Genomic DNA, 24,856 nt, shown 5'->3' on the forward strand with positions numbered 1-24,856 from the left:
CCTTGTCATGACCGCCAGTCGAGTGGGACCTGCTTGGTGCGGTCCCATGGTCGCTCCCAGCCCGCGTAGTGCAGGATGCGGTCGATCACACCGGCCGTGAAACCCCAGACCAGGGCCGATTCGACCAGAAATGCCGGGCCCCGGTGGCCGCTCGGGTGCACCGTCGTCGCCCGGTTCGCCGGGTCAGTGAGATCCGCCACGGGAACCGTGAAGACCCGGGCCGTCTCGGCGGGGTCGACGACGCCTACGGGGCTCGGCGTGCGCCACCAGCCGAGCACGGGTGTGACCACGAACTCGCTCACCGGGATGTAGAGCTTCGGGAGCACGCCGAAGACCTGGACGCCGCGCGGATCGAGCCCGGTCTCCTCCTCGGCCTCGCGCAGCGCCGCGCGCAGCGGCCCCTCGGCCTTGGGGTCGCCGTCCTCCGGATCGAGGGCACCGCCCGGGAACGACGGCTGCCCGGCGTGCGAGCGCAGGGACCCGGCGCGCTCCATGAGGAGCAGCTCGGGACCGCGCTCGCCCTCGCCGAACAGGATCAGCACGGCCGACTGCCGGCCCGCGCCGTCCTCCGGCGGCAGGAAGCGGCTCAGCTGCGGCGGCTCCACCGTCTCCGCGGCGCGCACGACCGGGTCCAGCCACCCGGGCAGCCCTTCCGTGGTGACGGCCACCTGGCCGCCTTGGGTATTGCTGGCATGCGTCATGGGCACCCCCGTCCGTCAGGGCACAACGTACGAGGGCCCGCGGATCGTTCCGCCCGCACCGTGAAGGGTTCCGGGAGCCCCGTGTCGGGACGCGGAAGTCCCGTGGTGAGGCGAGGGAGACCCGGGGAGGGGCACGGGAGGCCGCGGGAGATGCGCGGGAGGCATGGGAGGCCGCGGGAACGGTGCAGGCGGCCCCGGGAAGGCCCCGGGAGCCCCGTCACAGGGCCCCCAGCGGAGCCGCGGGGATGCCGGGGTAGTCCGGCGGGGGCTTCAGCCGCTGGCCCGGCAGACCGCCCTTCTCGTACTTGAGCAGCTTCTTCGCCTTCTCCGGGTCCGTCTCGCCCTCCCCGTACGCGGGGCAGAGCGGGGCGATCGGGCAGGCGCCGCACGCGGGCTTGCGGGCGTGGCAGATCCGTCGGCCGTGGAAGATCACGCGGTGCGACAGCATCGTCCAGTCGCTCTTCGGGAAGAGCGCGCCGATCGCCGCCTCGACCTTGTCCGGGTCGGTCTCCTCGGTCCACTTCCAGCGGCGTACGAGTCGTCCGAAGTGGGTGTCGACCGTGATCCCGGGGACACCGAAGGCATTCCCGAGCACCACGAAGGCGGTCTTGCGGCCCACGCCCGGCAACTTGACCAAGTCGTCCAGCCGGCCCGGCACCTCGCCGCCGAACTCGTCCCGCAGCGCGGTGGCGAGGCCCATGATCGACTTGGTCTTGGCGCGGAAGAACCCGGTCGGCCGGATCAGCTCCTCGACCTCCTCGGGATTGGCCGCCGCCAGGTCCTCCGGGGTCGGGTACTTGGCGAAGAGCGCCGGGGTCGTCTGGTTCACCCTCAGGTCGGTGGTCTGCGCGGACAGCACGGTGGCCACGAGCAGCTGGAAGGGGTTCTCGAAGTCCAGCTCGGGGTGGGCGTACGGGTACACGTCGGCGAGTTCACGATTGATCCGGCGGGCCCGGCGCACCAGCGCCGTACGGGACTCGGGCTTGGCCGCCGCCCGCGCCGGGACGGCCGCGGCGGGGGCCGCCTTCTTGGCGGTGGCCTTCTCGGCAGTCACCCTCTTGGCAGCCGCCTTCTTCGGGGTGGCCTTCTTCGCGGTGGCCTTCTCAGCCGCAGTCTTGGTGGCAGCCGCGGCCGCGGTCTTCCCGGCGCCGGTCGTCCCCGCGGCGGCCTTCTTGGCCGCGGGCTTCCTCACCACGGCCTTCCTCACCACGGCCTCGCCCGCCGCGGCCCCCTCCGTGGAAGCCGCCTTCCGTCCGGCTTCCGCCGTCTTCGCGGACGCCGCCCGCTTCGAAGAGCCCGGCTCCTTCACGCCCCCAGCCTCCCTGCCGTCGCCGCATTCCGTGTCTGCCCTGCCGTCACCCTCACCGCCGACGCCGAAGATGTCTCTTTTGCCTGATTCGCTCTCTCGGCATCCGCCTGTTCGCCCACAGCGGAATTTCGGCGTACAACCACCTGCCCGGCCCCCTTGGCCTGTGCTCTCACCGGCGATTTGGACACCCGGCCAGCCTAAAGCCCGGCACCGACATCCGCCCCTGACCTCCGGGACGAGCCCCCAATTGGCCCCCTCCCGCACAGCATGCGGCGCGGGTGCGGCAGACTTGTGACTGATCACACTGTTTGGACCGTCCGGCAAAATGGGGAACACGGTCCCCTGAGCAGGTCGACAAGGAGAGAACTCGTGGACGACGTTCTGCGGCGCGCCCCGCTCTTCGCGGCGCTCGATGACGAGCAGGCCGCGGAGCTCCGCGCCTCCATGAGTGAGGTGACCCTCGCACGCGGCGACGCACTCTTCCACGAGGGCGACCCGGGCGACCGCCTCTACGTGGTCACCGAAGGCAAGGTGAAGCTCCATCGCACGTCCCCGGACGGACGCGAGAACATGCTGGCCGTCCTCGGCCCCGGCGAGCTCATCGGCGAGCTGTCGCTGTTCGACCCGGGTCCGCGCACGGCGACCGCCACCGCGCTGACCGAGGTCAAGCTGCTGGGCCTGGGCCACGGCGACCTCCAGCCGTGGCTGAATGCCCGCCCCGAGGTGGCCGCCGCACTGCTGCGCGCCGTAGCCCGGCGCCTGCGCAAGACCAACGACCAGATGTCCGACCTGGTGTTCTCGGACGTCCCCGGCCGCGTGGCCCGCGCCCTGCTCGACCTGTCGCGCCGCTTCGGCGTGCAGTCGGAGGAGGGCATCCATGTGGTGCACGACCTGACGCAGGAAGAGCTGGCCCAGCTGGTCGGCGCGTCCCGCGAGACGGTCAACAAGGCCCTTGCGGACTTCGCCCAGCGCGGCTGGCTCCGCCTCGAGGCCCGCGCCGTGATCCTGCTCGACGTGGAGCGTCTGGCGAAGCGCTCGCGCTGACCTCACGGCCGGTACGGCCTACGCCGTACTCACAGCCCGTACGCCGAGGGGGCCCGTCCCGGGAGGGAAGGGCCCCCTCGGCCATGTCCGGACCGCGCGCGTCCCCGGGCGGCGTCGCCGGTCACGCCGGGCTCGCCCGGCGTGACCGGCAGGGCACCCTGGATCAGAGCACCCCTAGATGAGGCCGTGCTCGCCCAGGTAGTCGAGCTGGGCGCGGACCGACAGCTCCGCGGCGGGCCACAGGGAGCGGTCCACGTCCGCGTACACGTGCGCGACGACGTCGGCGGGGTTGCGGTGGCCGTTCTCGACGGCCGTCTCGACCTGGGCGAGGCGGTTGGCACGGTGGGCGAGGTAGAAGTCGACGGCGCCCTGGGCGTCCTCCAGGACCGGGCCGTGGCCGGGCAGCACCGTGTGGACGCCGTCGTCGACGGTGAGCGAACGGAGCCTGCGCAGCGAGTCCAGGTAGTCGCCGAGCCGCCCGTCGGGGTGCGCGACGACGGTGGTGCCGCGCCCGAGGATCGTGTCGCCGGTGAGGACCGCGCGGTCGGCCGGCAGATGGAAGCACAGCGAGTCCCCGGTGTGCCCCGGCGTCGGTACGACGACCAGCTCCAGGCCGCCGACGCGGATGACGTCCCCCGCGGCCAGGCCCTCGTCGCCCAGGCGGAGGGCCGGGTCCAGGGCCCGGACCTTCGTCCGCGTCAGTTCGGCGAAGCGGGACGCGCCGTCGGCGTGGTCCGGGTGGCCGTGTGTGAGGAGCGTCAGTGCCACCCGCTTGCCGGCCTTCTCGGCCGTGGTGACGACGTTGTGCAGATGGACGTCGTCCAGCGGGCCCGGGTCGATCACGACGGCGAGGTCGGAGTCCGGTTCGGACACGATCCAGGTGTTGGTGCCGTCGAGGGTCATCGGGGAGGCGTTGGGCGCGAGGACGTTGACCGCGCGGGCGGTGGCGGGACCGGACAGGGCGCCGCCGCGCGGCTGGCCGGGAAGGGCGTCGGCGGTGGTCATCTCAGGCTCCCCCGGTCGGGCCGTTCGGGATGTGCTTGGTGAACTCGTCGTGGCCGGGCCAGCTGAGCACCAACTCGTCCCCCTCCATGTGCGCTTGGGCCAGCACCGGCGTCAGGTCGCGTACGGCGGCCGCGGCCAGTGTGTCGGCGGCGGATGCGTGACCGGCCAGCTGACGCAGGGTCGCAATGGTCGGCGGCATCATCAGCAGGTCGCCCTTGTCGTAACGGGCGGCCGCGTCCGCTGGGCGGATCCAGACCGTGCGGTCGGCCTCCGTGGAGGCGTTCCGGGTGCGCTGGCCCTGCGGAAGGGCGGCCACGAAGAACCACGTGTCGTACCGGCGGGGTTCGAACTCCGGCGTGATCCAGCGGGTCCAGGCTGCGAGCAGGTCCGAGCGCAGCACCAGACCGCGGCGTTCCAGGAACTCCCCGAAGGAGACGTCCCGGGCCACCAGCGCGGCGCGGTCGGCCTCCCAGTCGTCGGCGGTCGTGTCTCCGACCACGGTGTCCGGAGTCGGGCCGGCGAGCAGGACGCCCGCCTCCTCGTACGTCTCGCGGACGGCGGCGCAGACGATCGCCTGGGCGGCGGCCTCGTCCTCCACTCCCAGGCGCGCGGCCCACTCGCCGAGTGCGGGGCCCGCCCAGCGCGGATGCAGGTCGTGGTCGTGGTCCCGTGGGTCCACTCCACCGCCGGGGTAGGCGTAGGCGCCGCCGGCGAACGCCATCGTCGTACGCCTGCGGAGCATGTGGACGGCGGGACCCTCGGCGCCCGGCCCGTCCTTCAGGAGCATGACGGTTGCGGCGCGTCGCGGGGTGGACGGCGTGAGAGCGCCGTGCGCCAGCGCGCGGATGCGGTCGGGCCACTCCGGGGGGTACCACTGACCATTCGCCATGCTGCGGAGGGTAGTCGCTGACGCGCAGATGTTCGAGGCCAGCGCTGTGCGCCCTGCGGACAGGGGCAGACCGGCCGGCACCCCGGCGCCCTCCAGGCGGGGAGTCCCCGGGGCACCGCCGAGGCCCTCAAAGCGCGGAGCGGGAGGAACGCCGCGGCCCGCAGCGGGGAACGGCGCCCCGCGGCACCGCGGGCCGCTCACCGGGCCCGAACCCTCGACACCCCCACCGGCGAAAGGCGCCCCGCCCGAGCACCGCGGGCCGGGATGCGATCCGGACCCACGACGGGCAGAGGCGCCCCGCCGGATCAGCCTGCGGTGAGCTCGACCTGGATCTCGACCTCGACCGGCGCGTCCAGCGGAAGGACGGCGACGCCCACCGCGCTGCGGGCGTGCACGCCCTTGTCCCCGAGGACGGCACCCAGCAGCTCGCTTGCGCCGTTGACCACGCCGGGCTGCCCCGTGAAGTCGGAGGCCGACGCGACGAAGCCCACGACCTTGACCACACGGGCGATGCGGTCCAGGTCACCGGCAACCGACTTGACGGCGGCCAGCGCGTTCAGCGCGCAGGTCCGCGCCAGTTCCTTGGCCTCCTCCGCGGTGACCTCGGCCCCGACCTTGCCGGTCACCGGAAGCTTTCCGTCCACCATCGGCAGCTGCCCGGCGGTGTAGACGTACACGCCGGACTGGACGGCGGGCTGGTACGCGGCAAGCGGAGGCACGACCTCCGGCAGGGTCAGGCCGAGCTCCGCGAGCTTCGCTTCGACGACGCCGCCGCTCATGCCGCCTTCTCCCGCTTGAGGTAGGCCACCAGCTGCTCGGGGTTGTTCGGTCCCGGCACGACCTGGACGAGCTCCCAGCCGTCCTCGCCCCAGGTGTCCAGAATCTGCTTCGTGGCGTGCACCAGCAGCGGGACGGTCGCGTATTCCCATTTCGTCATGGGCCGACTGTATCCGCTGCCGCGGACGGCACCGTTCCCCCACTCCCACCTGCCTTCCCGCCCGCCGTTGCCCGGGTTCACCCGGGACTTTCCCCGATCCTGTCCCGGACGGTGTCCCGGAGCGGAACCCCGGCATCTCCCCGGGAACGGCAGCCTCCTGCGTAGTCGCCCGCGCCAGTGGTTAGGCTCGAATACGTGAGCAGGCTCCAGGTCGTCAGCGGCAAGGGCGGTACCGGCAAGACCACGGTCGCCGCTGCCCTCGCGCTGGCCCTCGCGACCGAGGGAAAGCGCACTCTCCTGGTGGAGGTGGAAGGCCGACAAGGCATCGCGCAGCTCTTCGAGACGGAGACGTTGCCGTACGAGGAGCGGAAGATCGCCGTGGCTCCCGGCGGCGGGGAGGTGTACGCACTCGCCATCGACCCCGAGCTGGCCCTGCTGGACTACCTCCAGATGTTCTACAAGCTCGGCGGCGCGGGCCGGGCCCTGAAGAAGCTCGGCGCCATCGACTTCGCCACGACGGTCGCGCCGGGCCTGCGCGACGTCCTCCTCACGGGGAAGGCCTGCGAGGCGGTCCGCCGGAAGGACAAACAGGGGCGGTTCGCGTACGACTACGTGGTGATGGACGCACCACCGACCGGCCGCGTCACCCGCTTCCTCAATGTGAACGACGAAGTGGCCGGGCTGGCGAAGATCGGCCCGATACACAATCAGGCACAGGCGGTCATGCGCGTCCTCAAGTCGGCGGAGACCGCCGTGCACTTGGTGACGCTCCTGGAGGAGATGCCGGTCCAGGAGACCGCGGACGGCATCGCCGAGCTGCACGGCGCCGGTCTCCCGGTGGGCCGTGTCATCGTGAACATGGTGCGTCCGGCCCTCCTCGACGGCACATCGCTGGACCGCGTACGCAACAGCGTGCCGCGCACGGCCCTCGCCAAGTCGCTGTCGTCCGCCGGGCTCGGCGGGGCCCGCAAGGGCGGTCTCGCGGAGCGCCTCGTGGATCCTCTGCTCGACCAGGCCGGCGAGTACGCGGAGCGGTACGCGCTGGAGCGGGAGCAGCGCGCGGTGCTGACCGGCCTGGGCCCACCGTTGCACGAACTGCCCTTCCTGTCCGAGGGGATGGATCTGGCCGGGCTGTACCGACTCGCCACCGAGCTGCGGGAACAGGGGATGTCATGACGCGCGAAGCGGCACCGGACTCCGACGACGCGCGCCCCCTGAAACCGGTGCGCGCGCTGGACATCGAGCCGTTGCTGGACGATCCGCGCACGCGGATCGTCGTGTGCTGCGGCTCGGGCGGGGTCGGCAAGACCACGACGGCGGCCGCGCTGGGGCTGCGGGCCGCCGAGCGCGGCCGCAAGGTCGTCGTCCTGACGATCGACCCGGCCCGCCGCCTGGCCCAGTCGATGGGCATCGACTCGCTGGACAACACACCGCGCCAGGTGAAGGACATCGACGCGTCAGCGGGCGGCGAGCTGTACGCGATGATGCTCGACATGAAGCGTACGTTCGACGAGATCGTCGAGGCGCACGCCGACCCGGACCGGGCCCGGGCGATCCTGGAGAACCCCTTCTACCAGTCCCTGTCGGCCGGTTTCGCCGGTACGCAGGAGTACATGGCGATGGAGAAGCTGGGCCAGCTGCGCGCCCGGGACGAGTGGGACCTGATCGTCGTCGACACACCGCCGTCGCGGTCGGCCCTGGACTTCCTGGACGCGCCCAAGCGGCTCGGCTCCTTCCTGGACGGCAAGCTGATCCGGGTGCTGATGGCGCCGGCGAAGGTGGGCGGCCGGGCGGGGATGAAGTTCCTCAACGTCGGCATGTCGATGATGACGGGCGCGCTGGGCAAGCTGCTCGGCGGACAACTGCTGCGGGACGTCCAGACGTTCGTGGCCGCGATGGACACGATGTTCGGCGGGTTCAGGACCCGGGCCGACGCGACGTACCGGCTGCTCCAGGCGCCCGGCACGGCGTTCCTCGTGGTGGCCGCCCCGGAGCGGGACGCACTGCGCGAGGCGGCGTACTTCGTGGAGCGGCTGGCCGCCGAGGACATGCCGCTCGCCGGTCTGGTGCTGAACCGGGTGCACGGCAGCGGCGCCGCGCAACTGTCGGCCGAGCGGGCGCTCGCCGCGGCGGAGTTCCTGGAGGCCGAGCCGACCGACGACGCGGAGGCCGGCGCGGCGGCGGCGGACGACGCGGAAACCGTGACCGCGGTGGACGGCGCCGAAGCCGAGGACTCCGGGTCCTCAGGAGTTTCCACGGATCCGGGGCTCTCCGGACACCGTGGGGAAAATCTTGACGAGCGCCGCATTGTGGATCAGGGCGCCGGGAAGCATGGACTGCGTACCCCTCCCGAGGCTCCCGGCTCCGTTTCCTCCACCGACGGCCCCGACCCACTGACGTCGGACCAGCTGACCGCAGGCCTTCTGCGGATGCACTCCGAGCGGATGCAACTGCTCGCACGCGAGCGGCGCACACGAGACCGTTTCACCGCACTCCACCCCGAGGTGGCCGTGACCGAGGTGGCCGCGCTGCCCGGGGATGTGCACGACCTCACAGGCCTGCGGGACATCGGTGACCGACTGGCGGCCGATGGCCCGGCCACGGCGTCGTAGCGGCGCACGCGTCCACGCCCCGACCCCTCGCGGGCCCCGCGCCTCCGCAAGCCCGGCACGTCCGCCGGCCCTGCACCTCTGCAGACCGCAGCACGTACGCAAGGCCGTGTACGTACGCAAGCCCTGAACGCCCGCAGACCGCGCACGTGTACGGAAGCCATGTACTGATGCGCGCTCGGCGCGTCCGGAAGCCCGGTGCGGGCAGGCTCGCGCCTGCCCCTCACACCCGGTACCGCCCCGTGCCGCACGACACCGCGAGGACCGCGGGCTGCCGCCCGGTGCGCCACTTCCGGGGCATGGCGGCGAAGAGCCCTGCCCCCTGAACCCGGCCGGGGCTGTCACCCCACGGCCGCGTACCTCCCGAACGCCTCCTCCGCCGCTTCGATGTCCTCGTCGACGGTCAGCAGACCCACTCCGCGCTCGTACTCCGTGCGCGCGGTCTCCAGCAGCCTGCGCCACGACGTGACGGTGGGCCGCCTGCGCAGCAGTGCGCGGCGCTCCCTCTCGGTCATACCGCCCCACACGCCGAACTCGACGCGGTTGTCCAGCGCGTCGGCCAGGCACTCGGTCCGCACCGGGCATCCGGTGCACACCGCCTTGGCCCTGTTCTGCGCTGCTCCTTGTACGAACAGTTCATCCGGATCGGTAGTGCGGCAGGCCGCCTGCGCACTCCAGTCGGTTACCCAGCCCATACCGGCGCCGTCCTCTCCCGAATCGAGGCTCCCCCACGGCGGCGGCGGCATATTCACCGCCGCCAGTTGAGGACGTTACGGAAGGTCTCCACAGCGCAACACCCCCTTCGGGCCCAATCTTGAATGGTCCGAACGGACTATGCGTACGCGGCAGATCACCCAACGGAGTGAGCTGAGGACATACGTGACTTATCCGGGTGAATCCGGACAGGCCAGGGGGAGTTCGGGTGGGTCAGAACGGGCGGGGGGTGACACATGTGGCGGATTCGGGCGGCGACACACGACCGCACTTCTGTGACAGTTGAGAGCAGCTTAGGCCAAGGCATATACGCCTGTCCGGCGATTCATCACGTAGGGCCGCAGGACCCGGTCGCCCGCGTCACCGGGCCGCCCGGACCACCCGTCCGGCCGCCCCGGAACCCGTCCGACGGCCCCGGATGTCACGACTCGGCATGCGAAGCATCCCGATGGAGCATCCGATGGGGCACCCGCTCTACCGGAACGCCGCGGACTACGGATTAGGCTGCACTCATGGCAAAGAAGCGCTCCGGCGGTGGTCTGTCGCCAACTCAGCAGGCCGCCAAGTTCCTCGGTGTCAGCGTGCTCGCGGGAGCCGTGCTGGCCGGAATCGCGATGCCCGCCGCGGGCGCGCTGGGTCTTGCGGCCAAGGGATCGGTCGAGGGGTTCGACGAGATTCCGGCGAATCTCAAGCGGCCGCCGTTGAGCCAGCGGACCAGCATCCTGGACAACCAGGGCGGACAGATCGCCACGGTCTACTCGCGCGACCGCACGGTGGTGCCGCTCAAGGACATCTCGCCGTACATGCAGAAGGCCATCGTCGCGATCGAGGACTCGCGCTTCTACCAGCACGGCGCGATCGACGCGAAGGGCATCCTGCGCGCGCTCAACCAGAACGCGCAGAGCGGCGGTGTCGCCCAGGGCGCCTCGACGCTCACGCAGCAGTACGTGAAGAACGTCTTCGTCGAGGAGGCCGGCGACGACCCGTCGAAGGTCGCCCAGGCCACGCAGCAGACACTCGGCCGCAAGATCCGCGAGCTGAAGTACGCCATCCAGGTCGAGAACAAACTGGGCAAGAAGGGCATTCTCGAGAACTACCTGAACATCACGTTCTTCGGTGAGCAGGCGTACGGCATCGAGGCGGCCTCGCAGCGCTACTTCTCGCACCCGGCCAAGGACCTCACCCTCGACGAGGCCGCGATGCTGGCCGGCATCGTCCAGTCACCGAGCCGCTACGACCCCGTCAACGACGAGGCGGAGGCCATCAAGCGCCGCAATGTCGTGCTCCAGCGCATGGCGGACGTGCACGACATCTCGCAGGAGGAGGCCGACAGGGCGAAGCAGAAGCCGCTCAAGCTGAAGGTCAGCAAGCCCAAGAACGGCTGCATCACCGCGGTCAAGGGCGCGGGCTTCTTCTGCGACTACGTCCGTGAGGTCTTCCTCAACGACGAGGCCTTCGGCAAGTCCCGCGAGGAGCGCGCCAAGGTCTGGAACCGGGGCGGCCTGACCATCCGCACCACCCTGGACCCGCGGGCACAGAAGTCGGTGCAGGCCTCGATAAAGGATCACGTCAACCAGGACGACAAGGTCGCCACGGCCGCGACGCTGGTCGAGCCGGGCACAGGGAAGATCCTGGCCATGGGCCAGTCCCGGCCGTACGGCTTCGGGAAGAACGAGACGCAGATCAACTACTCGGTCAACCACGCCATGGGCGGTTCGAACTACGGCTTCCCGACCGGTTCGACCTTCAAGCCGTTCCTCGCGGCGGCCGCGATCGAGCAGGGCACACCGCCGACGAAGTCGTATCCGGCGCCGTACAAGATGCCGTACCCCGCCACGGTGCAGCGGTGCAGCGGTACCTGGGTGAACGACGGGAACTACCAGGTCGAGAACGAGAACGAGGAGGAGAACGGGCCCTACGCGCTGAAGGAGGCGATGGCCAAGTCGGTCAACACCTACTTCGTGCAGATGCTCCAGGACGTCGGCATGTGCCCGGTGCGGCAGATGACCGACCGGCTGGGCATCCTCCAGGGCAACGGCACCAAGGTCCCCGAGGTGCCCTCCTCCCTCACCCTCGGCTCCACCGGTCTCTCGCCGCTGACCATGGCGAGCGCCTACGCCGCCTTCGCGGACCGCGGCAGGTACTGCACTCCGGTCGCCATCGAGTCGATCACCCGCATCAACGACAACGAGTCGCTGCCGGTGCCGAAGTCGACCTGCAGCCGGGCGATGTCCGAGAAGACCGCGGACACGGTCAACACCCTCCTCCAGGGCGTGATCGACTCCGGTACCGGTCAGCAGGCCGGTCTCACCGACCGTGACAACGCGGGCAAGACCGGTACGACGGACCAGCGCAAGAACGCGTGGTTCGTCGGCTACACGCCGAACCTCTCCGGCGCCGTCTGGGTGGGCAGCCCCACCCAGGGTGTGCAGATGGAGAACATCAGCATCGGCGGTGTCTACCACGACAAGGTGTACGGCGCCGACGTCCCGGGCCCGATCTGGAAGGACGCCATGACGGGCGCCCTCATGGGCAAGCCGACGCCCGGCTTCAACCTGATCGACATCCCGGACGGCGACAAGGACAAGAACAAGGGCAGGGACAAGGGCAACGACGAGGGGCCGGGCCGCGGCGGCACCAGCCCCTTCCCCGGTATCACCCTCCCGCCGTCCCTGATCGGCGGCACGGGCGCCGGCCCCGGCAACCCGGGCGGCCGCAACGGCCACGGAGGCGGCGGTCTGCGTCACTAGCCGCACGGACGGACATGCGGAAGGCGGGGCGCCCCCTGATCCAGGGGGCGCCCCGCCTTCCGTATGTCGCATCCGCCGTGGGCCGGTGGCTCACCGGTCACGGCCAGGCGGGGCCGGCCGCCGCCCCGCGCATCCGGGCGTATCCCGGCCGGCCTCAGCCGAGCAGCCGCGACAGCCGGCGGCCCGAGCGGCGGAAGGCCAGGGCCATCCCCGCGCAGCCGACCACTCCCCAGCCGAGCATCACCGCGAACTCCGCGAGCACGGATCCGACGGGCACACCGTGGCCCGCGAGGGCCGCGCGTACCGCGCTCAGACCGTGTCCCGCCGGAACCACGGCGGCGAGAAGACCGGCGGGCCCGTGCTCGGGCCGGGCCACGTTCACGCCCGCGAGCAGGAGCACCAGGATCGTGGTGCCGCCGGTCAGGTACATCCGGGTCTCCGGCCAGCGCAGGCTCACCCCGGCCAGCGTCAGCGCCAGGCTGTAGCCGCTCAGTGTGATGAGGGCCTGGATCGCCAGGACCAGCGGCAGCGCCGACCAGACCATCGGGAGGCCCACGAGGAGCGGGAGCAGCGCCAGCACCACACCGGAGGTCAGGAATCCGTCGGCGACCCAGTACAGACCGCGCGAGGCGATCACCAGAAACGGACTGCTGGAACTGATGACGATGAACTGGAGCGTTCCGCCCCGCCGTTCGCCGACACAGGACGAGACGACACCGAGGGCGCCGAGCGGCCCCAGGACCACCGCATTGCCCAGGGCGATCGCCTGCTCGGTGTGCACGGAGCCGACCAGCCGGCCGAGCGAGGCGAAGAACAGCACCTGGGAGACCAGACGCAGCAGCCAGCCGAAGAGCCAGGAACGCCAGGTGAACATCGCCCGGTAGTCCTGGAAGCTGCTGATCACCCCGAACCTCAGCCGGGTGAGGAACAGCGCGGCGCGGTCAGCCATGCAGGATCACCTTGCCGTCGCGTGCCCGGTGCAGGATGCGGCGCAGGACCGCGTAGCCGGTGGCCGCCTGGAGCGGTGCCAGGACCGCCAGGACGCACACCGCGGCGACGTCGGCACCGGTTCCGCCGACGGCGGCGCGCAGCGACCGTGCCCCCCACGAGAGGTAGAAGGCGTGGGCGGGCCACTGCAGCGGGGTGGGCAGTGAGCCCACCGGCAGGACGAGCCCGCCGAGCAGGTAGAAGGGGTACGTCATGGCGTTCTGCAGCGTCCTGGCACCGCGTACGACGACCAGCAGTCCGCTGATCGTGAGGGAGATCCCGGCGCTCCCGCACAGCACCAGCAGCAGGGTCAGGCAGGTGGCGACGGGGCTCGCGACCGTGATCGGGTAGCCGAAGCCGATGCGCCCGATCAGCAGGATCTCGGCGAACGCGGGCAGGCTCACCGCGGTGGTGGTCAGCACCCGCACCGCCAGCGCGTCGGCGTAGCGCCGGGGTGTGAACAGTCCGGCCTCCAGGGTGCCCTCCCAGCGGTCGTAGTCCACGGCGTCGGACGCGACGAAGACGGCCTGGGACCACATGCTCATCAGGAAGGCCGTGGTCGCGGCGGTGGTGGCCAGGCCCGGCCGGTGGTGTTCACGCAGGACCGAGAAGAACACCAGGGAGTACAGCGGGGTGATCACCAGCGGGCCGAGCAGGCGGGGCGAGCGCAGCAGCAACCACCACTGCGCGCGGAAGTAGGCGCCCATCACACCACCAGTTCCCGGTCCTCGATGACGCTGCGGTAGACCTCGCTCAGGCTGGGAGGGGTCACGGTCACATGGGAGGCGTGGGACCTCGCGAGGAGTCCCAGGACCTGGGTGGGCACGTCGGCTCCGGCGGCCTCGACGCGCAGGGAGCCCTCGTCGTCGCGTTCGGCGCTGCGGACGCCGGGTACGGCGCGGATGGTCACGGTGGTCGACTCGTCCACGCCGGCGGCGGTGATGACGTGGCACCGGCCCAGTTCGGTGAGGAGCGCCGCGGGCGATCCGATGCGCAGCAGCCGGCCGCGGTCGATCAGGGCCACCCGGGAGCAGAGCGCCTGGGCCTCGGGCATGTCGTGGGTGGCCAGCAGGACGGTGACCCCGGTCGACCGGAGTTCGCGCACCAGGGTGCGGAATCCGGCCCCGGCGTTGGGGTCCATCCCGGCGGTCGGCTCGTCGAGGACGATCAGCTCCGGCCGGTGCAGCAGGGCACGGGCCAGGTGGACCCGCTGGACCATGCCCCGGGAGAACGTCTCCAGGCGGTCGTCGGCCCGCCCGGACAGCCCCATCCGCTCGATGAGTTCCTCGCTGCGCCGTTTGGCGTCGGAGGAGGCGAGCCCCTGGAGGGCCGCCCAGTAGCGCAGGTTCTGGCGGGCGGTGAGCCTGCCGTACAGGCCGCGCTCGCCGCCGAGGACCAGGCCGACCCGGCGGCGCACCGGCTCGGGGTCCGTGGCCACGTCGTAGCCGAGGACGCGGGCGGTTCCCGAGCTGGGCAGCAGGAGGGTGGTGAGGATGCGGGACAGCGTGGTCTTGCCGGCGCCGTTGGGGCCGAGCAGCCCGACGACCTCGCCGCGCTCCACGTGGAGGCCGACGTCGTCGAGGGCCACCACCTCCTTGCCGCGCCGGGTCCGGAACCGTCGGGAGAGGTGCTGGACGTCGAGGGCGGCGGTCAACGGGCCCCCTCCCCGACGGCGGTGAGGGCGGCCTCGTACAGGTCGGGGTCGACGATCTCGCCGTCGACGAGCAGGAAGACGCCGACGGGTGTGCGCAGCAGGGTTCCGGCGGAGAACTCCTCGGTGACCGCTTCCGTCCCGGGCCGCGGCCTTTCGGCCTTCTCCAGGAGCATGCCGTGGACGGGCAGTCCGGCGGCAAGGCGTTCACGGATGGTGCCGGGCCGGTCCTGCGGGGCGGCTCCTGGCCGGTCCCCGGAGGCCCGTCCGTCGGGATCCCCCGCGGAGCGCCGCTCCTGTTCGGCCGGTACGAGGTCCCGCAGCGCCCGCGTCAGCTCCTGGGGAACGGCGGGTGCCAGCGCCCGGATCCCGGAGGCCGCCTCGCACAGCTCCAGCAGCTCCGGCGCCAGCCGGAAGCGGTCGGCGGCCCGGGCGATGTCGGCGCAGGGCGGCAGATCGGGTGAGGTGAGGACCACCGCCAGGTCGAGCATGTCCTTTGCGGTGAAGGGGCGTTGGAACCGCTCCTCGGCGAGGGCAAGCAGGTCGGTGTGGAACTGCTCGGGCGGGGTCTCGGCGCGCAGCGGAACCGTGTCCGGCTGCCCGGGGTAGGCGAACGTGGCGATCTCGACCTTGAGTTCGGGGTCGAGCATCGGGTCCTCGGAGGGCCAGCGCAGGGCGAGGGCGGTGTGCCGCCGCCCGGCGGCGTGGAGCACGGTGATGTCGATGCCGTCGACCGGCCGCGCGGCGAGCACCCGGGAGGCGGCCTGCCACAGCCGGGTCTCGTCGGGCACCACCACGTCGAGGTCGCCGAGCGGGCGCAGCACGCCCCGGGGGTAGCGGGCGGCCAGTGAGGGCCCCTTCAGCACCCGGGTGCCCGGGATGAGCGTGAGCTCGTCCGCGATGGCCTCGTACGTGGCCGCGCGGCGCCGCATCCGGTCGAGTTCCGCGAGGGAACCCGGCCCCATCGCGGCACCCGACAGCTGTGCCACGGAGAGCACCAGGGGCGGGAGGTGGCCGCGTACGGCACGGGCGTTGCGCAGCAGCACGATGGGCTCCCAGTGCCGCTCGATGCCGAGGAGCTCGTACAGCAGGTCGAGTGTGATCTCCACAGGCTCGGGGCGTGTGGTGGGCAGGGGGTCCAAGGTGCTTCCTTCTCCGGTCCGTTGGGGTGGCGGACGCCGTCGAGCGGGCCCGCGGAAGAGCGGTGGGCGCAGGGCGCGCTACCTGGCGCGCGGGGTACCCACGCGGCCGAGTTCGTCGAGTGGCCCGTGCCGCGGGGATGTCGTCGGCCTGGTGCGGGTCGCCGCCGGGTCCGCCGGGACACGTGGGGCGAGCCGCCCCGCCGCGTAGTGCGTGACGAAGCCGAGCCCGATGATCAGGTCGCGGACCGGTTTGACCACCAGGTACGCCGCCCGGTCGCGCAGCGGCGTACCGCGCAGCTCCCGCAGATGGGCGCAGGTGTTGAGGGCGACGGGCAGCAGCGCCCCGGCCGCGGCCCACGGGTGGACGGCCGCGCCCGCGAGGCAGGCCAGTGCCGCGGCCCAGGAGGCGAGGGCCCGCCAGGGCCGCCACCGGCACCGCTCCCAGAACGCCGATGCGTGCCGGGTCGCGCACCTGGCCATGCCCTTGCCCGAGTGCCACGACTTGCGCAGCAGGTCGGGCAGGTCGAGTTCGTCGTAGTGGTCCACTTCGAGGCGGCTGCGGAACTGGACGGCCCAGCCGTGGCGTCCGGCACGCAGCTGGAAGTCGACGTCCTCGAAGGCGGTACGCGCGAACACCGGTCCGGTGAGGCCGAGTTCCCGGGCCGCGGGCACGTTGACGATGATGTTGCCGCCCGCGCACAGGGCCTTCGGGTCGACCACCGCTTCGGGGGCGCCGGGCCGGGCGGCCAGGGCCAGTTTCCGCGAGGTGCGGGTCTCCAGCGCCCTCACCAGCGGCCCCACCCCGCTGGTGGGAGCCGGGTGGCGGGGCCCGAAGAACAGGGCCGTGGGCAGCGGGTCCGCGCATGCCGCGCGCGCCGCCGCGGTCCATCCCGGCAGGGGCACGCAGTCGTCGTCCAGGAACGCCACGAACCGGTACCGCGAGGCGCGTTCGACGAGGAACTGCCGTGCCTCTCCGATGCGCATGGCGCGCGGTGTCCGCATCACCTCCACGCCCCGGTCCCGGCACCGCGCGTCCAGGGCGCGGGCGGCGGGGGCGTCGGGCGCCCCGGTGTAGAGGACGACGACGTCCGCCGGCGGGGTCCCGTCCTCCCGCAGCGCCTCCAGCACGCGGGACAGGACCGGTTCGGGGATCGTGTGGGTGACCACGGCCACCAGCAGGTCGCCTCCCGGGCGCCGGTCGGCGCGGGCGTTCACCGGCATGTCCGGATCGTGGTGAGCAGCCGGTCGACGACCCGGCCGACGGTGTGGGCGCCCGCGGCCTCGATCGCCGCGGCGCTCGTGCGGCGCAGGCGTTCCTCGTCGAGCAGGAGGGCGACCGTCTCCTCCACGAAGCGGTCCTCGACGGCCGGGTCGGCGATGTCGCCGTCCACGAGGAGTCCGGTGACTCCGTGGTCGACGCGTTCACGCAACGCCGCGACGGCCGAGAGGACCGGGACCGTGCCGAGGGCGACGCATTCCAGCGCGCTGATGCAGCACATCTCCTCGTACGCGGTCGGGTACAGCATGACCTCGCTCTCGCGGATGATCTGCGCGTAGCGGCTGCGGGGCACCGGTCCGAGGCGGGTGACACCGTCCGTGGACGCGGCGAGCTCGGGGACCTCGCTCGCGGTCAGGGCCCCGGCCTGTTCCGGCGAGTACCCCCACAGTTCGTAGCCGCCGAGGACCATCAGGTGGGCCTGCGGGACCCGTTCGCGTATGCGGGGCCACAGGCGCAGCAGCCCGGCGAGGCCGCGGTAGGGCGCCGCCATGTGCACGCACTGGAAGCGGCGGCGTTCGACGCCGGCCGTGTCCGGCAGGGCGTGGCCGAGGTTGTCCACGTGGTAGCCGTACCGCGGGCTCAGCAGCGGTGCGTAGCGCTCACGCGCCGCGTACGAGCCGACGAGTGCCAGGTCGCAGGCCCCCGAAGCTTCCAGGGCCTCGAGCCCGGGTGTCTTGCGGTCCCCGACGAACAGCACGCGCAGCGGCCCGGGGGGCACGGTCAGCAGGGGCCCGCCGTCGCGGAAGCCGATGACGACGTCGGCTCCGGCCGGACCGCCGTACTGGTCGTGGCCCAGCCAGTGGCCGGCCGCCAGGTCGTCGGTGCCGGGTCCGTCGAGCACCACCCGGATGTCGACGCCGCGGGCCCGCAGCTCGCGCCGCCACAGGACGAGGGTCGCCTCGTTGCCTCCGAGGCCGCGTCCGTCGAGGTCGGCGGGGTCGAACCAGGTGGTTCCGGGGGCGATCAGGTCAATGCGCATGCCCGGTCCCTTCGTTGCCGGTGCGGGGTGTGCGGTGGGCGTAGGAGGTGAGGACGTCCATCGCGTCCTCGCGCGGCAGGCGCACCCCTCTGGCCCGGTAGCGCCGCAGTGCCTCGTCGAGGGTGCCCGTGCGTCCCAGCAGCAGGGCGAGCGCGACGACGCCCGTGCGGTCGAGGCCGAGCGTGCAGTGCACGAGCGTCCGTTCCCGGGCCGCCCGGTCGGAGATCTCCCGGACCAGGTCGTCCAGCAGCGTCACGGGCGCCTCGGACTCCCAGTAGGTGAAGGGCCGGTGCAGTACCCGGTGCAGTGGTGTCCCCGAGCGGCCGTAGACGTCGGCGCCGGGAAGGGTCCGGGAGAGACAGACCACGGTGGTCGGCCCGGCCGGAAGCGTCCAGGCCTCGGCGCGGGAGCTGGCGACGAGCACGTTCGGCAGGACGGACCAGGCGCGGTCCGCGGCGCTCGTGCCGGCGAGCGGCTCAGTCGGCATACACCGCCTCCGAGTCCGCAGCTGCCAGCCGGATCCCCAGGTCGCGCCGGGCGACCTCGGCGGCGGTCCCGGCCTGTGCGGTGCCGTGGGCACCCCAGTCGAGCAGCCCGGGGGCGTGCTCGATCGGCGTCATCAGCCGGCGGTAGACCCGCCCCGTCGACTCGTCGGGAGCCCGGTCGAGGAAGCGGGTGATCCTCGCGGCCATGCGGACCTGCGCATAGGGCTCGGCGCCCGGATCCTCCACCAGGACGTAGCCCATGTAGGCCGCCGGCCCGATCTCCACCTGGCTCTCCTCGATGCACTCGCGCCCGAGGGTGGCCTGGAAGTCCTCCCCGGCCTCCGGCTTTCCGCCGGGCAGGTTGAAGCGTCCGAGGTCGTCCTGGAGCAGGACGCGTCCCTCGTCGTCGAAGAGGAACCCGTAGACCTGGCGCACGCGCAGACCGCCGGGCACCTGGGCCGCGTTCCAATTTGCCTTCATGCTCTCGTCTCCATGCGTTGGTCGATGAGTGCGGTGATGCGGTCGACCACGCCCTGGTGGTCGTCCTCCGTGTTGTCGATGAACATGTATCCGGCGCGTTCCGCCAGCCCGCGCAGTTCGGCCTCCAGCCGTTCCTCGAAAGGCTGTTGGGCGGGCGAGAAACGGTGCTCGTCGCGCTCGTTGCACTCGCCGGAACGCCGGTAGCGGAGCCGGCGCCGGTCGAGCGGGCAGTCCAGGTAGATCCACAGGTCCACCCGCCGGCGCAGCCGGCCGGCGAGCCGTGCGGCGATCCATCCCAGGACGGGCCGGTCACTGGCCCGGTCGTAGGCCAGCACCCGGTGGACGTAGCTCTGCTGGATGAGCACTCCGCCCCGCCCGCGCCCGCTCCGTGCCGCCGGGAACAGGTCCGCGACGTACGCCGCGTGGTACACGGCACTGCGCAGCAGCGACGGCAGCCGCCGTGCCCGGTAGACGGTGTCGACGAGGCGGTCGACGGCCCCGCCGGACAGACACGTCGTGGACTCCGTGACGGGGGTGCCCGCCGCGACGAGCCGGTGCCGTACCGCCCGGCAGACCGTGGTCTTCCCCGCGAAGTCCAGTCCTTCCACCACCACCGTGATCACCGGACGGCCTCCTTGCGGCGTCCCTCGCCGAGCCACTGGACGACCTCTTCGGTGATCTGCTCGGTCGAGTACCGCGAGGTGTCGAAGGTGAGCACCCGGCGGTGACGGCGTCCGGCCATCGCCAGGGCCGCCATGAAGTCGTCGTGGAACTTCTCGCTGAGCACGGACAGCCGATCGATGGAGTTGGCGCCCACGCGCCTGCTCAGCCGCTCCCGTCGGACATGCAGCGGGGCGCCGAGGTAGATCGCGAGGTCGAAACCGATGAACATCCCGGGGTTGCGGAGTGCGAGCCTGGCCGCCGGCCAGGGGCCGCTCGCGTACCCGTAGGCGAGGCACCGGTCCACGTACGACTCCTGGACGAGCAGCCCGCGCCGCTCCCAGGTCCGGGCGGCCCCGAGCGCCCTGTCGAGCACACAGCCCGCGAGGTACGAGGTGTTGAGCAGGGAGCTCATGGGGTGGTCGGGCGCCTTGACGGTGTCCAGCGGGCCGGTCAGGGGATTGCCGGGGGCGAGGAATCCCCGGTGGTGGATGGGCCGGAGGCGCTGCTCCCGCAGGACCTCGGTGAGCCGGGCCGCCAGCGTGGACTTCCCGGAAAGGTCGAGCCCGTCGATGAGTATCCGCATCGGACCCCGTCACCTCCACACTCTGGCCGGGGCGGCGGCCGCGCCGTGCGGCGGCCGGGAACCGGCGTCCGGCCGCTCGTGCGCGGCCCGCACCCGCCCGGGCGCGTCCGCCTCCGGCACACCGGCCGTGGTCGTCATCGTTTTCATCGCTGTCTCCCGACGGGGCACCGCCGGTGCGCCGCCGCGTCGGCGGGTGGGCGCTCCGGCCGTCACCACGTGCTCTCCCAGAAGGCGTGGTCGACGGACCAGCCGGTGCGCAGCAGCGTCCTGACCACCGCGTCGGCCTGCCGGGCCGCCGCGGGCTCATGGGGATGCACCACGTGGCCGCACAGCCGGCGTCCCCGGGTGGCGTCCGCGACGGCGGCGACCAGCGCCGAGGTGGCGGCCCGCCGGTGCTCCGGGTCGTCGATCAGGATGTCCACCAGCTCGGCGAACGCCTCGCCGGTGACCTCGTCCCGCTCGTCGGTCAGCACCGTGCCGTGACCGACGGGTTCGCCCGCGACCTCGGCGATGAACGACAGTCGGCCGCGGTTCGCCATGATGTCCGCGATGCCGGTGTGCAGGGCGTCCACCTGTCGGCCGGGGTAGGCGTTGCGGAACGCCTGGACCAGCCAGCCGTGGACGCGGGCGTCGTCGGTGGGTCCGGCGGCGCGCACGCTCACCGCCCGTCCGGCGGCCTCGGGGGCGTGGTCCGCGGCACGGTCGTGGCGGACGTAGGTGAACCGGGGCCGCCACGGCGCCGGAAGCGGCACACCGCCCGCCACCCGGAGGAGGACCGACTCGGCCGTGGCGTGGCGCTCGCGCAGGCGGTCGCGCAGGGCACCGAGGGCCTCGGGGTCCCCGGGCAGCCCCGGATCGCAGTACTCGACCAGGATCTGCCGGCGTGCGGAGAACGGGTCGTCGTACTGGTCGGCCACGTACCGGTGTCCGAGGACCTCGTCCACGAGGCCGGCGCTCCGGGCCCGCTCCAGGTACTCCTGCGTGCTCACCGGGCCACCGGACTGGCCACGGCCCGGAAGCCGTCCCGTATCTGCGCGGCGGCGCGCCGCACGTCGTCGGCGCCGACCGCGTCGATGTACGCGACCTCGTCGGCGGGCGACCAGGGGCCGGGCCCGCCGCCGCGCATGGCCAGGAAGCGCGCGCACTCCAGGGGCGTGTCGACCGAGGTGAGGACCCGCATCCGCTCCTGGCGGCGCGCGGAGATCAGGTCCTCGGGGTCGGGGCCGTACGTGGCGATCTCGTCCAGCGCGGCGCGGATCACGTCGAGCGCCGCCTCGCCGTTGCCCGGCTCCACCCCGGCCAGGACGCGCCAGGCACCGGTGTCGTGGTACCCGCGGTTCCACGACTGGAAGGTGTAGGCGAGCCCCGCCTCCCCGCGCAGCCTGCGGTACAGCACCGACGAGGGGCTGGAGCCGAGCAGTTGGGCGAGGACGTTGAAGTGCGGCCTGCGCGGATCGTGGTTCGACACCGAACGCGCGCCCGCGCACACCCAGGTGAACTCATCGGGCCAGCGGACCGTCGCGGCCGGCTCCGGCGGCGGCGAAGCGGGCAGCGTCCGCGGTGCCGTACCGATCGCCGCGAGCGTCACCGGGTCCACGCCTGCCACCGCGGGATCGACGGTCTTCGGGAGAGCGGGGCCCACCACGATCACCGACAGCGGCGCGGTCAGCAGGCGCTCCCCGTGGGCCGCCGCGACGGATGCCGTGTCGCACCGTTCGACGTCGGCCTTGGTGCCGGCGACCGGGCGGCCCAGCGGGTGGCCGGGGAAGAGGTGCGCGAGGAACGCGTCCTGCACGACATCACTGTGGTCCGCCGCGGCGACGGCGAGCTCCTGGAACACGGCGCGCTTCTCCTGCTCCAGGACGCCGTCGCTCCAACGCGGCTCCAGGACCGCCTGGTACAGCAGGCCGGTCACCTCGTCGGCGTCGTCCGGGTGCACCTGGGCGTAGAAGAGCATGCGGTCGAGACCGGTCTCCGCGTTGGCGTGGCCCCCCAGCCGCTCGACGTGCTCGCTCAGCGACGGGACGGCCCCGACGGGCGCCGACATCAGTACGTGCTCCAGCACATGGGCGAGTCCGCACTGCCCCACCGGGTCCTGCTGGGCGCCGTACTTCGACGCCAGGCAGATGGTGGTGGTGCTCAACCGCTCGTCGATCAGAGCGACGACCGGTATCGGGCCCTCCACCGTTCTGAACTGATGCACAACAGCCCTCCCTGCGCGAATTCACTTTCGTCAAGCAGGTATGCCGCCGCCCGAAGGCGGCGGCATACCGAACTACTTCACTGTTCAGCGGTCCTGCGGCTTGACCTTGTCGAGACGCGGACGCAGGATCGCGGCGTGCTTCGCCATGTTTTCCTCCTCGGTTGGAATTGTTTCGAACGAGATCCAACGTAGGCAGCGGTGCACGTCGGCGGCAATGGCGTTTTCCGTATTACGCACCCGCGCCTCGCAGGGAACCATGGTTCATGCAGGTGAGCGCCCCATCTCCCGGCGAATAGTGCCGAATTCGGAAACCACGGGCCGCCAGGAGGCACCGCCCCGCTAGGCTGAAAATCCATTTTCGCGCGGACCTCCTCCACACGAGGGACCGGCAATCAGCTCCCGGGAAGGTGCGGCCCAGTTCATGACGGCACGAATTCTCGACCAATTGGTCGGCGATACGGACTCCTCCTTCTGGTCGTACTGGCGAAATCGCCCCGGTGTCTTCACGCCCGGCGACGGGATGCGCAGCCCCTTCACGCTCGCCGATCTCGACGCGGCACTGGCGAGCGGGCTTTTCCGGGAGCCGTACATCGAGATGTGGCGGGACGGCCGGCGGCTGCCGGTCACGGAGTTCACCTCGTCCAGGTCCGTCGGGCTCGAGACGCCGGGCGGATTCGCCGACGAGGGGAAGATCCGTGCGCTGGTCGACGAGGGGGCGACGGTGCTGCTGCGCTGCATCGACCAGTGGCACGGGCCGACCCGCGACATGCTCCACGCCCTCGCCGGCGAACTCGGCCGGGCCGTCGAGGCGTTCTACTTCGTGACCCCGGCCGGACAGCCGGGACTGCCCCTGCACCGGGACGACGGCGACGTGCTGGTCGTGCAGGTTGCCGGCAGCAAGAGCTGGAACGTCCACGAGGGGCCGGCCGACGCCGCCTGGCGGGCCGGCCGGGTGACGGCCGACGAACCGCAGCCCGCCGAGCTGTTCCGCACCGTGCTGCGCCCGGGCGAAGTCCTCTACATCCCCCGCGGGTTCGCCCACCGCGCGACCGGACAGGACGGGCTGTCCGCGCATCTGTCCCTGGCCGTACGGGAGATCGGCGTGGCCGACCTGTCCGGAAGCCTCCAGGAGTGCGCACTCGCCGACGGGGACGCCGAGGCCTCCGACGCGGGGCCGCTGCCCCTCTCGGACGACGCGATCACCGCAGCGGCGACGGCGCTCCTGGACACCGCGCGGCGACACTTGGCGGACATGACACCGGACGCCCTGGTGTCACACGCCCGACAGCGGCGCCTGGCCCGGATGCCGGAGTCGTCGTCGGGCCTGTCGCTCGCGGAGCTGGCCTCGGCATGGCCGGCGGCCGCGCCGTCCGGGCACGACGGGGAAGACGGACGGTAGACGGCACGTTCATGCGCCGTAGATCGGAAGCGGTGGCGTACTGATCAGTCATTGATCGGGCCCTGCGAGTGTTGCCGAGTCATCAGCCGCACCGGGAGAGACGCACAGGGGCGCGTGGTCGTACGCGTGGTCGTCCTCGTGGGCGTACGCGTTTCGGGCGGCTCCTCACCGCAGGCCGTTCCGGACGGGACCGCATCCAACGGTCCGCCGGCACCGCACAACCGATGGGACAGCCATGAACAATCGACCGCACCAGCCGGAAGCCACGGCGTCCCGGCCGGGCCCTCCGCTGCACCTGGCCCTGGACGAGCGTCAACTCAGGCTCATCTCCCTGCTGCTGGACGGCCACACGGACGTCAGCGCCGCCCATCGGCTGGGGGTCAGCCCCCGTACCGTGACCAACATCCTGCGCTCCCTGATGAACCGGCTCGGAGTGGACAACCGCTTCCAGCTCGGAGTGGCCCTCGGCGCCCATCTGCGGACCGGCGCCGGACCCGCGCCCGGCGACGGCCGCGACCGGCCCCGGCTCCGGCCGCAGGGGGCCGGACCGAGGCTGCGGACGAGGCCCTCCCCCTCGCCCACGCCCACGCCCCTGCGCTACGACGGGGCATGGAACGGAGTGTGGAACAGGGCATAGATCAGACGCTGATCGGCGATAGATCGCACCGTGCCACCATCGAGGGAACGCGGACCCGACCATCCGCGCACGACGGGCCACAGGCCCCTCGGACCTGCCAGAAGCACGTTCGCGCGAAACGCTCGCTCGCAGCGTTCGCACGACCCGAAGGGGGACCCGATGTCCAGCCGAAACACCCTGAAGCACACCCGGGTACGGGCATGGGCCGCCGGAATCGGACTGCTGGCCGCGCTGATCGGCATCACGTCGGCGCAGGCGGTACCCCACCACCAGCCGCGCACGGTGGCGTGGAACAGCACCGGCTCCAACTGGGAGCCGCCGAAGCAGTCGTCGTAGGCGCTGCGGACGAGGCGGACGGGGCGGACGGCGGACGAGGCAGGAGGAACGGGGCGGGCAGGGCAGTGGCACAG

28 protein-coding genes are annotated in these 24,856 nt (G+C 72.1%); 7 read left to right on the forward strand and 21 right to left on the reverse strand.

The annotated features are described in order from the left end of the window. Positions 1-5: 5 nt before the first annotated feature. Together ACWCP6_RS18230 and nth are read right to left on the reverse strand one after the other, a co-directional pair. On the reverse strand, positions 6-701 hold the full coding sequence (locus ACWCP6_RS18230; RefSeq protein WP_450933466.1) for an NUDIX hydrolase: 696 nt from the start codon (positions 699-701) through the stop codon (positions 6-8). A 217-nt stretch (positions 702-918) separates the two neighbouring features. Continuing rightward, positions 919-1,893, reverse strand: a complete 975-nt coding sequence (gene nth, locus ACWCP6_RS18235) for an endonuclease III (RefSeq protein WP_450933467.1) — start codon at positions 1,891-1,893, stop codon at positions 919-921. A gap of 486 nt (positions 1,894-2,379) precedes the next feature. On the opposite strand from nth, the gene ACWCP6_RS18240 reads away from it, so the two are divergent. After that, positions 2,380-3,054, forward strand: a complete 675-nt coding sequence (locus ACWCP6_RS18240; RefSeq protein WP_166630312.1) for a Crp/Fnr family transcriptional regulator — start codon at positions 2,380-2,382, stop codon at positions 3,052-3,054. A 174-nt stretch (positions 3,055-3,228) separates the two neighbouring features. On the opposite strand, the gene ACWCP6_RS18245 is transcribed toward ACWCP6_RS18240, so the two are convergent. The 4 genes from ACWCP6_RS18245 to ACWCP6_RS18260 form a co-directional block, all read right to left on the reverse strand. Then, a complete protein-coding gene (locus tag ACWCP6_RS18245) occupies positions 3,229-4,059 on the reverse strand; it encodes an MBL fold metallo-hydrolase (protein ID WP_450933468.1) in 831 nt (276 codons plus the stop codon). A gap of 1 nt (position 4,060) precedes the next feature. Continuing rightward, complete coding sequence (locus ACWCP6_RS18250; protein WP_450933469.1) at positions 4,061-4,948, reverse strand: NUDIX hydrolase; 888 nt, start codon at positions 4,946-4,948, stop codon at positions 4,061-4,063. Positions 4,949-5,253: 305 nt separating this feature from the next. Further along, positions 5,254-5,727: a RidA family protein gene (locus tag ACWCP6_RS18255; protein ID WP_450933470.1), complete on the reverse strand. Its 474-nt coding sequence runs from the start codon at positions 5,725-5,727 to the stop codon at positions 5,254-5,256. After that, the gene (locus ACWCP6_RS18260) at positions 5,724-5,885 is read right to left on the reverse strand and encodes a DUF4177 domain-containing protein (protein WP_014178397.1); all 162 of its coding nucleotides are present in this window, start codon (positions 5,883-5,885) and stop codon (positions 5,724-5,726) included. The genes ACWCP6_RS18255 and ACWCP6_RS18260 overlap by 4 nt, the downstream gene beginning before the upstream one ends. A 195-nt stretch (positions 5,886-6,080) precedes the next feature. On the opposite strand from ACWCP6_RS18260, the gene ACWCP6_RS18265 reads away from it, so the two are divergent. After that, positions 6,081-7,061, forward strand: coding sequence for an ArsA family ATPase (locus tag ACWCP6_RS18265; RefSeq protein WP_450933471.1), 981 nt, complete (start codon positions 6,081-6,083; stop codon positions 7,059-7,061). Then, on the forward strand, positions 7,058-8,497 hold the full coding sequence (locus ACWCP6_RS18270) for an ArsA family ATPase (protein WP_450933472.1): 1,440 nt from the start codon (positions 7,058-7,060) through the stop codon (positions 8,495-8,497). Before ACWCP6_RS18265 ends, ACWCP6_RS18270 begins: the two co-directional genes overlap by 4 nt. Before the next feature lie 338 nt (positions 8,498-8,835). On the opposite strand, the gene ACWCP6_RS18275 is transcribed toward ACWCP6_RS18270, so the two are convergent. Beyond that, positions 8,836-9,189: a WhiB family transcriptional regulator gene (locus ACWCP6_RS18275; RefSeq protein ID WP_450933473.1), complete on the reverse strand. Its 354-nt coding sequence runs from the start codon at positions 9,187-9,189 to the stop codon at positions 8,836-8,838. Between the two features lie 531 nt (positions 9,190-9,720). Here ACWCP6_RS18275 and ACWCP6_RS18280 point away from each other — a divergent pair. After that, positions 9,721-11,958, forward strand: coding sequence for a transglycosylase domain-containing protein (locus tag ACWCP6_RS18280; RefSeq protein ID WP_450933474.1), 2,238 nt, complete (start codon positions 9,721-9,723; stop codon positions 11,956-11,958). Between the two features lie 154 nt (positions 11,959-12,112). Here the strand turns inward: ACWCP6_RS18280 and ACWCP6_RS18285 are convergent, their stop codons facing one another. The 14 genes from ACWCP6_RS18285 to ACWCP6_RS18350 form a co-directional block, all read right to left on the reverse strand. Continuing rightward, positions 12,113-12,907: a hypothetical protein gene (locus ACWCP6_RS18285; protein ID WP_450933475.1), complete on the reverse strand. Its 795-nt coding sequence runs from the start codon at positions 12,905-12,907 to the stop codon at positions 12,113-12,115. Next, the gene (locus tag ACWCP6_RS18290) at positions 12,900-13,652 is read right to left on the reverse strand and encodes an ABC transporter permease (RefSeq protein WP_450933476.1); all 753 of its coding nucleotides are present in this window, start codon (positions 13,650-13,652) and stop codon (positions 12,900-12,902) included. Before ACWCP6_RS18290 ends, ACWCP6_RS18285 begins: the two co-directional genes overlap by 8 nt. Then, positions 13,652-14,599 (reverse strand): ABC transporter ATP-binding protein, encoded by a 948-nt coding sequence (locus ACWCP6_RS18295; protein ID WP_450933477.1) that lies wholly within the window; start codon positions 14,597-14,599, stop codon positions 13,652-13,654. Before ACWCP6_RS18295 ends, ACWCP6_RS18290 begins: the two co-directional genes overlap by 1 nt. After that, the gene (locus ACWCP6_RS18300) at positions 14,596-15,738 is read right to left on the reverse strand and encodes a hypothetical protein (protein WP_450933478.1); all 1,143 of its coding nucleotides are present in this window, start codon (positions 15,736-15,738) and stop codon (positions 14,596-14,598) included. Before ACWCP6_RS18300 ends, ACWCP6_RS18295 begins: the two co-directional genes overlap by 4 nt. A 78-nt stretch (positions 15,739-15,816) precedes the next feature. Next, positions 15,817-16,959 (reverse strand): glycosyltransferase, encoded by a 1,143-nt coding sequence (locus tag ACWCP6_RS18305; protein ID WP_450933479.1) that lies wholly within the window; start codon positions 16,957-16,959, stop codon positions 15,817-15,819. After that, positions 16,950-17,996 carry a glycosyltransferase gene (locus ACWCP6_RS18310; RefSeq protein ID WP_450933480.1) on the reverse strand — a complete coding sequence of 349 codons (1,047 nt, stop codon included), beginning with the start codon at positions 17,994-17,996 and terminating at the stop codon, positions 16,950-16,952. Before ACWCP6_RS18310 ends, ACWCP6_RS18305 begins: the two co-directional genes overlap by 10 nt. Then, complete coding sequence (locus tag ACWCP6_RS18315) at positions 17,986-18,483, reverse strand: tyrosine-protein phosphatase (RefSeq protein ID WP_450933481.1); 498 nt, start codon at positions 18,481-18,483, stop codon at positions 17,986-17,988. Before ACWCP6_RS18315 ends, ACWCP6_RS18310 begins: the two co-directional genes overlap by 11 nt. After that, a complete protein-coding gene (locus ACWCP6_RS18320; protein ID WP_450933482.1) occupies positions 18,473-18,961 on the reverse strand; it encodes an NUDIX domain-containing protein in 489 nt (162 codons plus the stop codon). Before ACWCP6_RS18320 ends, ACWCP6_RS18315 begins: the two co-directional genes overlap by 11 nt. Next, on the reverse strand, positions 18,958-19,584 hold the full coding sequence (locus ACWCP6_RS18325; protein WP_450933483.1) for a hypothetical protein: 627 nt from the start codon (positions 19,582-19,584) through the stop codon (positions 18,958-18,960). The genes ACWCP6_RS18320 and ACWCP6_RS18325 overlap by 4 nt, the downstream gene beginning before the upstream one ends. Further along, on the reverse strand, positions 19,581-20,207 hold the full coding sequence (locus ACWCP6_RS18330) for a hypothetical protein (protein WP_450933484.1): 627 nt from the start codon (positions 20,205-20,207) through the stop codon (positions 19,581-19,583). Before ACWCP6_RS18330 ends, ACWCP6_RS18325 begins: the two co-directional genes overlap by 4 nt. Positions 20,208-20,216: 9 nt before the next feature. Continuing rightward, on the reverse strand, positions 20,217-20,354 hold the full coding sequence (locus ACWCP6_RS18335; RefSeq protein ID WP_450933485.1) for a hypothetical protein: 138 nt from the start codon (positions 20,352-20,354) through the stop codon (positions 20,217-20,219). Between the two features lie 62 nt (positions 20,355-20,416). Continuing rightward, the gene (locus tag ACWCP6_RS18340) at positions 20,417-21,196 is read right to left on the reverse strand and encodes a hypothetical protein (protein ID WP_450933486.1); all 780 of its coding nucleotides are present in this window, start codon (positions 21,194-21,196) and stop codon (positions 20,417-20,419) included. After that, entirely contained in the window at positions 21,193-22,410 is a 1,218-nt protein-coding gene (locus ACWCP6_RS18345) for a M16 family metallopeptidase (RefSeq protein WP_450933487.1), read from the reverse strand. The genes ACWCP6_RS18340 and ACWCP6_RS18345 overlap by 4 nt, the downstream gene beginning before the upstream one ends. Before the next feature lie 84 nt (positions 22,411-22,494). Beyond that, positions 22,495-22,668 carry a hypothetical protein gene (locus tag ACWCP6_RS18350; protein WP_450933488.1) on the reverse strand — a complete coding sequence of 58 codons (174 nt, stop codon included), beginning with the start codon at positions 22,666-22,668 and terminating at the stop codon, positions 22,495-22,497. Positions 22,669-22,831: 163 nt separating this feature from the next. On the opposite strand from ACWCP6_RS18350, the gene ACWCP6_RS18355 reads away from it, so the two are divergent. From ACWCP6_RS18355 to ACWCP6_RS18365, 3 genes are all read left to right on the forward strand, one after another. Beyond that, complete coding sequence (locus tag ACWCP6_RS18355; protein ID WP_450933489.1) at positions 22,832-23,809, forward strand: JmjC domain-containing protein; 978 nt, start codon at positions 22,832-22,834, stop codon at positions 23,807-23,809. Positions 23,810-24,044: 235 nt separating this feature from the next. Continuing rightward, a complete protein-coding gene (locus tag ACWCP6_RS18360) occupies positions 24,045-24,446 on the forward strand; it encodes a helix-turn-helix domain-containing protein (protein WP_450933490.1) in 402 nt (133 codons plus the stop codon). A 159-nt stretch (positions 24,447-24,605) separates the two neighbouring features. Continuing rightward, positions 24,606-24,782 (forward strand): hypothetical protein, encoded by a 177-nt coding sequence (locus ACWCP6_RS18365; RefSeq protein ID WP_450933491.1) that lies wholly within the window; start codon positions 24,606-24,608, stop codon positions 24,780-24,782. Positions 24,783-24,856: the final 74 nt, after the last annotated feature.

The sequence above is a fragment of the Streptomyces sp. NPDC002004 genome, from assembly GCF_053593975.1.